Source organism: Polaromonas sp. P1_E3 (assembly GCF_056405935.1).
Window position 1 is genome coordinate 1 of record NZ_JBFUBD010000119.1, and the last position, 8,286, is coordinate 8,286.

Annotated in this window: 8 protein-coding genes; 6 read left to right on the top strand and 2 right to left on the bottom strand. The window is 63.7% G+C overall.

From position 1 onward, the window contains the following. Positions 1–328: 328 nt before the first annotated feature. Entirely contained in the window at positions 329–1,255 is a 927-nt protein-coding gene (locus AC1D0Z_RS13105; RefSeq protein WP_477658665.1) for a sigma-70 family RNA polymerase sigma factor, read from the bottom strand. 266 nt (positions 1,256–1,521) lie between these two features. Here AC1D0Z_RS13105 and AC1D0Z_RS13110 point away from each other — a divergent pair, with 266 nt between their 5' ends. After that, complete coding sequence (locus AC1D0Z_RS13110; RefSeq protein ID WP_477658671.1) at positions 1,522–2,931, top strand: MFS transporter; 1,410 nt, start codon at positions 1,522–1,524, stop codon at positions 2,929–2,931. Beyond that, entirely contained in the window at positions 2,928–3,233 is a 306-nt protein-coding gene (locus tag AC1D0Z_RS13115) for a hypothetical protein (protein WP_477658666.1), read from the top strand. The genes AC1D0Z_RS13110 and AC1D0Z_RS13115 overlap by 4 nt, the downstream gene beginning before the upstream one ends. A 42-nt stretch (positions 3,234–3,275) precedes the next feature. On the opposite strand, the gene AC1D0Z_RS13120 is transcribed toward AC1D0Z_RS13115, so the two are convergent. Continuing rightward, positions 3,276–4,313, bottom strand: a complete 1,038-nt coding sequence (locus tag AC1D0Z_RS13120) for an AraC family transcriptional regulator (protein WP_477658667.1) — start codon at positions 4,311–4,313, stop codon at positions 3,276–3,278. A 193-nt stretch (positions 4,314–4,506) separates the two neighbouring features. On the opposite strand from AC1D0Z_RS13120, the gene AC1D0Z_RS13125 reads away from it, so the two are divergent. The 4 genes from AC1D0Z_RS13125 to AC1D0Z_RS13140 all read left to right on the top strand — a co-directional run. Continuing rightward, positions 4,507–6,129, top strand: coding sequence for a carboxyl transferase domain-containing protein (locus AC1D0Z_RS13125; protein ID WP_477658668.1), 1,623 nt, complete (start codon positions 4,507–4,509; stop codon positions 6,127–6,129). Positions 6,130–6,179: 50 nt separating this feature from the next. Then, positions 6,180–7,370 carry a dienelactone hydrolase family protein gene (locus tag AC1D0Z_RS13130; RefSeq protein WP_477658669.1) on the top strand — a complete coding sequence of 397 codons (1,191 nt, stop codon included), beginning with the start codon at positions 6,180–6,182 and terminating at the stop codon, positions 7,368–7,370. After that, a complete protein-coding gene (locus tag AC1D0Z_RS13135) occupies positions 7,367–8,146 on the top strand; it encodes an enoyl-CoA hydratase/isomerase family protein (RefSeq protein WP_477658670.1) in 780 nt (259 codons plus the stop codon). Before AC1D0Z_RS13130 ends, AC1D0Z_RS13135 begins: the two co-directional genes overlap by 4 nt. Continuing rightward, positions 8,146–8,286 (top strand): DUF4126 domain-containing protein (locus tag AC1D0Z_RS13140; RefSeq protein WP_477658672.1); only part of this gene is annotated, 141 nt, incomplete at its 3' end. The genes AC1D0Z_RS13135 and AC1D0Z_RS13140, both read left to right, overlap by 1 nt.

An 8,286-nucleotide genomic window follows, 5' to 3' on the forward strand; every position in this document is an offset into this window, starting at 1 on the left:
GGCCAACATCATGTGCCTCGGCCTGGCCACGTTCATCGGCTACATAACAGCACCAAAGTAGTCCTAAGGGATTTGGCACCCTTCCCGAGAGACTGGCCGATGGATGCGCACAGACCAAGGGTGACCAAGACGGGTTTGTGGTAGCTGTAACCGCCACCACACTGTAAGCCCCTTATAAATCAACAGCTTAGGGGTTCGGGGCACATGCCTAGTAGCATCTCTCCGGCATCAAATAAAGGCCCACGTGGCGATCATGGTGTCGCAGTGTGAGTCGGCCACTGAATTGCCAATTGCCCGTCAAGTCAATGCTCGCCCAGTGGCCCCGCGCTCAAATATCAAACAGCACCCCATCATCAAAGTAAAACGCATACCTGAAGTCGCGAATCGTCATGAGCTTGCCGTCCCGCCACTCCAATCCCACGATGTAGTCGCCATTGACCGTGGAATCGCTCTCCTGGTGTATCCAGATGACCGGCCGGCCTTCAATGTTGGTGGGCGTGACGTGCATCACGCCTGTCACGGCTGAATACCGGCCAAAGTATTCGGCCACATCGGCCTTGCCGTCAAGTTGCAGACGTGCCACCAGGTTCAGGTGAACCTGGTCGCCCAGCATGTCGCGCAGGCCGTCAAAGTCTCGTGCGTTAAAGCGGGCCGCGTATTCGGTGAGCAGGGCCTGGTCTGCCGGCGACAAAGCTGGCGGTGGGGCTTTGTCTTGGGGTTGCTGGGCCAGCTCGCGCAGGCGCAGGCGGCCGCGGTGCAGTGAAGCCTTGATGGCGGGCAGGCTCACGTTCATCACCTCTGCTGCTTCGTCCATCGCGTAGCCCAGCACGTCGGCCAGGATCACCGCGCTGCGCTGGGCCGGCAGCAGCTGCATGAAGGTGCGCAGCGCTGCCGTGGTGGCGTGGCGCAGCTCGGCGCTGGCGTGGGGGTCGGCGGTGGTGTCGGGCTCTTCATCGGCAAGGTGCACTTCTTCGCGGGCCTTGCTGCGCAAAAAGTCCATGGCGGTGTTGTGCGCAATGCGAAACAGCCAACCCTCGGCATGCTGCACCGTGGCCGGGTCATAAGCTTGCGCGGCTTTGGCCAGGGTGTCCTGCACGATGTCTTCGCCGTCAAAGATGGAGCCCGTCATGCGCGCGCAGTAGCGGTGCAGCCGGGGCCGCAGCTTGCCCATGAGGGTGATGAACTCAGGCAGGGCCGGCTGGGGTGTGCCGGCTGGTGCGGCAGGCAGGGCGGTGGCGTGGGGTGTGGCGTTCATGAAGGGGCCTTGGCTTGGTGATTGTGCTTCGGAGGTGGGGTCTTGGGTGGCTTTGCCGATGAAAGGCTGCGGCAAACCGGGGGTTTCTTTTTATGAGACGTTGGGCGGGGCCCAAACGATGCGCGGCCACGCAAAAATATTTTTGCATCGATTCGCCGGGCTGCGCCGTCTTTGGCATAGAGGCGGGAATCTATCGGGATGTGGCATTGGATGGAGCATCGGATGGGGTGCGGCGCCTCCCAACAAGGAGCGATGAAGTGACGCAAATGAATCAAGCAGGTTTTACCGCGCAGCAGCGCTGGGTTCTGGGCCTGGCGGCGGCCGGGTCGTTTATGGCGGCGCTGGATGCGCTGGTGGTGACCACGGCGCTGGACACCCTGAGGCATGAGCTGTCGGCCTCCGTCGAGGCGCTCGAGTGGACGGTCAATGCCTACGGCCTGAGCTTTGCCGTGCTTTTGATGACGGCTGCCGCGCTGGGCGACCGCTTTGGCCGCAAGCGGGTTTACGCCTGCGGACTGCTGGTGTTTGCCGCCTCGTCGGCGGCCTGTGCGCTGGCGCCGGGCATGGGTTGGCTGATTGCGGGGCGTGCGCTGCAGGGCCTGGGCGCGGCCATGGTGCTGCCGCTGGCCATGGCCTTGCTGGCGGCGACGTTTGTGCCGGCGCAGCGGGGCGAGGCGCTGGGGCTGTTCAGCGGCATCACCGGCCTGGCGGTGCTGGCAGGGCCGGTGGTGGGTGGTGCGGTCGTGCACGGCCTGGCGTGGCAATGGGTTTTCTGGATCAACGTGCCGTTTGCGCTGGGGGTGGCCGCGCTGGTGTGGCGCAAGGTGCCCGAAAGCAAGGGTACGCCGGGCCGRCTGGACTGGCGGGGCGCGGTGCTCATGGTGCTGTCCTTGCTGGGGCTGGTGTGGGGGCTGATGCGCGGCGCGCACGGCGGGTGGCTCAGCCTGCCTGTGCTGGGCGTGCTGGGCATGGGGGCCGTGTTGGGCGCGGCCTTTGTTGCCTTGCAGCGCCGTGAGGCGTGGGACGCCATGGTGCCGCCCAGGCTTTTTCGCTCGCCGGTGTTTGCGGCGGGTAACGCGGCGGGGTTTTTGATGACGGCGTCGTTGATGGGCACGCTGTTTTTCATGGCGCAGTTCTTCCAGGTGGTGCAGGGCCTCACGCCGCTGGGCGCGGGCCTGAGCATGCTGCCGTGGACGGCCACGCTGTTTTTCGTCGGGCCGGTGGCCGGGGCCATGGTGGTGCGCGTTGGCGCACGCAAGCTGGTCGTGGTCGGCCTGGCCCTGCAGGGCATTGGCGTGGCGTGGGTGGCGCTGCTGGCCGGCCCGCAAAGTGCCTACGCGCTGTGGGTGCTGCCCATGGTGGTGACGKGCATGGGTGTTTCCATGGCCATGCCGGCGGTGCAAAGCGCGGTGCTGGCAGAGGTGGAGCCGGGCGACATTGGCAAGGCCTCGGGCCTGTTCCAGACCTTGCGGCAGCTCGGCGGCGTGCTGGGCGTGGCCGTTGCGGCCACGGTGTTTGCGCATGCGGGCGGCTATGGCAGCGCGCAACAGTTCAGTGGCGGCTTTGCCCAGGCGCTGATGGCCTGCGCCCTTCTTTCTTTTGCCGGTGCCGCGGTAGCCCTTCGGCTGCGCGGCAAGGCACCCATTTTCATTCAACCCACAGGAGCAAAAGTATGAGAGCAGTCATGGTTCGTTACCGCGTCAAGCCCGAAATGGCCGCAGAAAATGAGCGCCTCGTTCGCGCCGTGTACGCCGAGCTGCAGGCCGTCAAGCCTGCCGGCCTGAGCTACCAGACACATAAACTGGCCGACGGGGTGAGCTTTGTGCATGTGGCGATGTACGGCGACGGCGTGGTGGAAAGCCCGCTGCCGGGGCTGCCGGCCTTCAAGGCCTTCACGGCAGACATCAAGGCGCGCTGTGACGAAATGCCCGCCACGCAGGAACTGCAGCCCATCGGGTCTTTCAGCAGCTTGGGCTGAAGGGGCGCGTCTGGTGCAATGCCAGGCGCGCATCAAGGCCTGTCAGCCCTGCAGGTTTTTGCGAAACTCTCCGGGGCTGACGCCAGACCACGCGCGAAATGCCCGGGTAAAGCTTTTCTCATTGCCAAAGCCGGCCGCCGCAGCCACTTTTTTCACCGGCTGGCTGGTGCGGTGAAGCAGTTCCGCGGCCTGCTGAAAGCGCACGCCGTCTTTGAGTGCCTGCAGTGAGGCGCCTTCCTCTTTCAGTTGGCGGTGCAGTGTGCGAGCCGACATGTTCAGCGCTCTCGCCAAAGTCTCCGCATTGTGTGAAGCCACCGCGGGGTTCGCCAAGGCCTGACGCACCTGCTCTACCAACAGCCTGTCGCGCCGGTACTGCAGCACCGTCAGCGGCAAAGCCCGCTGCAGCATTTGCTGTAAGGCCTTTTCATCACGCCGTAGCGGCAAGGCCAGGTAGCGCGCGTCAAACCGGATCTCTGCCTGCGCCGCATTGAATTGCAACAGCGGCCCGGGGAACATCAGCCCATACGCCTCTATATGCGGCGGCGCGGCAAACGGAAAGCGTGCACCCTGCAGTGGAATGCGCGAATCCACATACCAGCAGGCCAGGCCGTGGATGTTGCGCAGCACGTGCACCAAAGCAAACTCACCGACCTTGCCGGGGGCTTTTTCTTCGACCGTGATGGCGGCGGTGTCGCCGGATGTGGTGACGCGCAAGGTGATGTCGTCGGCAATCAGTGCGTGGTGGCGGCACCAGCGTTTGAGGGCAATGCCCAGGTTGGGTGAGCTGATGGAGGCGCGGGCCAGCATGCCGTAGCTGCCCCAGGGCAGTTTGCGGCTGAAGGCGCCCAGGCCTTCGTCGTCCAGCTCTTGCATGGCGGCGCCTGAGAGCAACTCCATCTGGCGGGAGGTGATGTGGGCGTTGCCTTGTTTGAGTTGTGCTGGCGTGATCTGTGCCAGTTTCAGGGCTTCTGCGGGGCTTTGGTTGTAGCGCTTGTAGGCAGAAGCAATGCTTCTGGCAAAGGCCATGGGGGTGGCGGCCTTGGGTGGCGTGGCGGGCTTGGCGGGTGCTTTGGTGGGCATAGGGATAATTTTCCGCTCAGGTGGCAGGATTTGCAACCTCATTGGCTGTGCCTGTGGGGCGGGTTTTCGCTAAGCTGGCTGTTTAGCGCTAATCTGGTGCCAAGGTAGGGCTTACGCACCCGACGGCCTGGCGAAGACCAGCCTCATTGCAGTCCCGATTTCAGCGCCTTTCACCCGTATTTCAGGAATTGCCATGCCCGCTCTGGAGACAAAACTCAACGCCCGCTCTGTCGACTTTCAGGCCAATGCCGCCGCCATGCAGGCGCAGGTAGACGACCTGAACGCGCAAGTCGCCAAGGCCGCCCTGGGCGGCGGTGAGGCCACGCGGGCGCGGCATGTGTCGCGCGGCAAGCTGCTGCCGCGTGACCGCGTGCAGATGCTGCTGGACCCGGGCACGCCTTTCCTGGAGCTCGGCCCCCTGGCCGCCAAAGACATGTACCCCGACCGCGACGGCACCGACAGCGCGCCCTGCGCCGGCGTCATCACCGGCATTGGCCGCGTCAATGGGGTCGACTGCATGATCGTGTGCAACGACGCCACGGTGAAAGGTGGCACCTACTACCCGATGACGGTGAAAAAGCATTTGCGCGCGCAGGAAGTCGCGATGCAAAACAACCTCACCTGTATCTACCTGGTTGACTCGGGCGGCGCCAATTTGCCTAATCAAGACGACGTGTTTCCTGACCGCGACCACTTTGGCCGCATCTTTTTTAACCAGGCCAACATGAGCGCGCAGGGTATTTCGCAGATCGCCGTGGTGATGGGCAGCTGTACGGCCGGCGGCGCGTATGTGCCGGCCATGAGCGACGAGACCATCATCGTCAAGAACCAGGGCACCATCTTTCTGGGCGGCCCGCCGCTGGTGAAGGCGGCCATTGGCGAAATCGTTTCAGCGGAAGATTTGGGCGGTGGTGATGTGCACACGCGGCTTTCAGGCGTGGCCGACCACCTGGCGCAAAACGACGCGCATGCGCTGGCACTGGCCCGCCAGGCCGTGGCCAGCCTCAACAAAACCAAGCGCTTCGACCAGGCCCTGCGCACGCCGGCGCCGCCGTTGTACAACCCGCAAGAGCTGCATGGCGTGATCCCGGTCGACCCGAAAAAACCGTACGACGTGCGTGAGGTGATTGCCCGCATCGTCGACGGCAGTGAGTTTCATGAGTTCAAGGCGCGCTTTGGCCCGACGCTGGTCTGCGGCTTTGCACACATTGAGGGCATGCCGGTCGGCATCATCGCCAACAACGGCATTTTGTTTAGCGAATCAGCCCAGAAGGGCGCGCACTTTATTGAGCTGTGCTGCCAGCGCAAGGTGCCGCTGGTGTTTTTGCAGAACATCACCGGCTTCATGATTGGCCGCAAATACGAAGCCGAAGGCATTGCCCGCCACGGCGCCAAGATGGTGACGGCCGTGGCCACGGCCCAGGTGCCCAAGTTCACCGTGATCATCGGCGGCAGCTACGGCGCCGGCAACTACGGCATGTGCGGCCGGGCGTATTCGCCGCGCTTTTTGTGGATGTGGCCGAACGCGCGCATCTGCGTGATGGGCGGCGAGCAGGCGGCCGGCGTGCTGGCCACCGTGAAGCGCGACGCGATCGAAGCCAAGGGCGRCACCTGGAGCGCCGAAGAAGAGGCCGCCTTCAAGCAGCCCGTGCTGGACCAGTTTGGCCAGCAGTCGCACCCGTATTACTCCACTGCGCGGGGTTGGGACGACGGGGTGATTGACCCCGCCGATACGCGGCGTGTGCTGGCGCTGGGCCTTTCTGCCACGCTGAACCAGCCGATTCCCGATACCAAGTTTGGCGTGTTCCGTATGTAATGTTGAGAGCGAAAACAAAAACCGGTAAACGACAAACGAAGGAGGCTGGCATGGACAACATGGACATCACCCCCACGCATGCGCGGCTGCGCGGGCAAGTCGCTGCCTGGGCCTTTTTGCTGGCGGGGCTCTGCGGCAGCTTTGCACCCCAGGTGCATGCACAGGAGCCTGAGCTCAATGCCGCGCTCAATGAATCCGTCGTGCTGGTGTCCAAAAAAGCCTTTGTGGGCAGCACGGAGCTGGAGACCACGATCTACAAGCCCGATGGTCCTGGGCCGTTTCCGGTGGTGGTCATCAACCATGGCAAGGCCTATGGTGACCCGCGCTTTCAGGCGCGCTACCGGCCGGCCAATGCGGCGCGGTATTTTTTGCAGCGCGGCTACGTGGTGCTGGTTCCGATGCGCCAGGGGTTTTCAAAGTCCAGCGGAAGCTATATCAACGGCGGCTGCAATGTGGAAAGCAATGGCCGCACGCAGGCCGAAGACGTCAAGACCGTGCTGGACTACGCGCTTGCGCAGCCGTATGCAGACAAGAGCCGCATCCTGGTCATGGGCCAGTCGCATGGCGGCTGGACAACACTGGCCTTTGGCGCGCTTAACTACCCGGGCGTGAAGGGGCTGGTGAACTTTGCGGGCGGCTTGCGGCAGGACACCTGCGCCGGGTGGGAAACCGGGCTCGCGCGGGGTGCTGCCGGTTATGCGKCAGACACCCACGTTCCTTCGCTCTGGTTTTACGGCGATAACGACAGCTACTTCACGCCCACCACCTGGCAGGAGATGGCTGCGCGTTACAACGCCGGCGGCGGCAAGGCGCGGGTGGTGGCGTTTGGCACGTTCGGCAGTGATTCGCACAGCATGTTTGCGGCCTCAAAAGGCCAAACCATCTGGCAGCCGGAAGTGACGCGTTTCCTCGATGAAGTCGGCCTGCCCAGCCAGCCCTTGCCGGCGCTTGCCCGGTTTGGATCAGTCTCGCAAATCGTGGTGCCGCCCAAAAGCGATTTCGCGGCAATTGCAGATGAACCGAAGCTGTCTTTCCTGTCGGCGTCGGGCAAGAACGGCTACAAGGTCTTTCTTTCCAAGGATGCTCCGCGTGCGTTTGCCATAGGACCCACCGGCGGCTGGGGTTGGGCGGAGGGCGGTGAAGACCCGGTCAAGCGGGCGCTTGACAGCTGCAACCGCAGATCGCCGGACAAATGCAAACTTTACGCCGTCGACGATGACGTCGTCTGGACACAGCCATGAACCACCTCACGATCACTTTGAATGGGCCGCTCGCCATCGTCACGCTGAACCGGCCTGACGTGCGCAATGCCTTCAACCAGGAGGTCATCGCCGAGATGACCCAAGCCTTTGTCGAGCTGGGCATGCACGGCGAGGTGCGCTGCGTGGTGCTGGCGGCCAATGGCCCGGCCTTTTGCGCGGGCGCCGACCTGAACTGGATGCGCAGCATGGCCGACTACACCCATGCGCAAAACCTCGAAGATGCAGGCCGCCTGGCCACCATGCTGCAGGCGGTTTATGAATGCCCCAAGCCCGTCATTGCCCGCATACAGGGCGACGTCTATGCCGGCGGCATGGGCCTGGTGGCCGCCTGCGACGTGGCGGTGTCGGTAGACACGGCAGGTTACTGCCTCAGCGAGGTGAAGCTGGGTTTGATTCCGGCCACCATCAGCCCGTATGTGATTCGCGCCATGGGCGCGCGGGCGGCGCATCGCTATTTCCTCACGGCCGAGCGCTTCGATGCGGCTGAGGCTTTGCGGATAGGCTTTGTTCATGAAGTGGTGACGGCCGACGCGCTGGACGCCAAGGTGGCCGAGATGGTGAAGGCGCTTGTCAACGCCGGCCCGGAGGCCGTGAAGCTGTGCAAGCAACTGGTGCAGGACGTGGCCGGCCAGCCCATCACGCCGGAGCTGGTGCAGATGACAGTGGAAAGCATTGCTGATGTGCGCGTGAGCCCGGAAGGGCGTGAGGGCGTTCAATCGTTTTTACAGAAACGTAAACCGAACTGGATCACTTGATGCAAGCGTTGGACACCGCACAACTGATTGCCCTGGCCGGCGCGCTGGGCTGGGCCAGCGGTGTGCGCCTGTACCTTGTCGTGCTGCTGACCGGGCTGGCAGGGTTTATGGGCTGGGTAGAGCTTCCGCAGGGCCTGCAC

Bases quoted from the DNA above. Each gene is read 5' to 3' on its own strand.
- AC1D0Z_RS13120 (WP_477658667.1), bottom strand. From the start codon at position 4,313: ATGCCCACCAAAGCACCCGCCAAGCCCGCCACGCCACCCAAGGCCGCC.
- AC1D0Z_RS13135 (WP_477658670.1), top strand. From the start codon at position 7,367: ATGAACCACCTCACGATCACTTTGAATGGGCCGCTCGCCATCGTCACG.
- AC1D0Z_RS13115 (WP_477658666.1), top strand. From the start codon at position 2,928: ATGAGAGCAGTCATGGTTCGTTACCGCGTCAAGCCCGAAATGGCCGCA.
- AC1D0Z_RS13105 (WP_477658665.1), bottom strand. From the start codon at position 1,255: ATGAACGCCACACCCCACGCCACCGCCCTGCCTGCCGCACCAGCCGGC.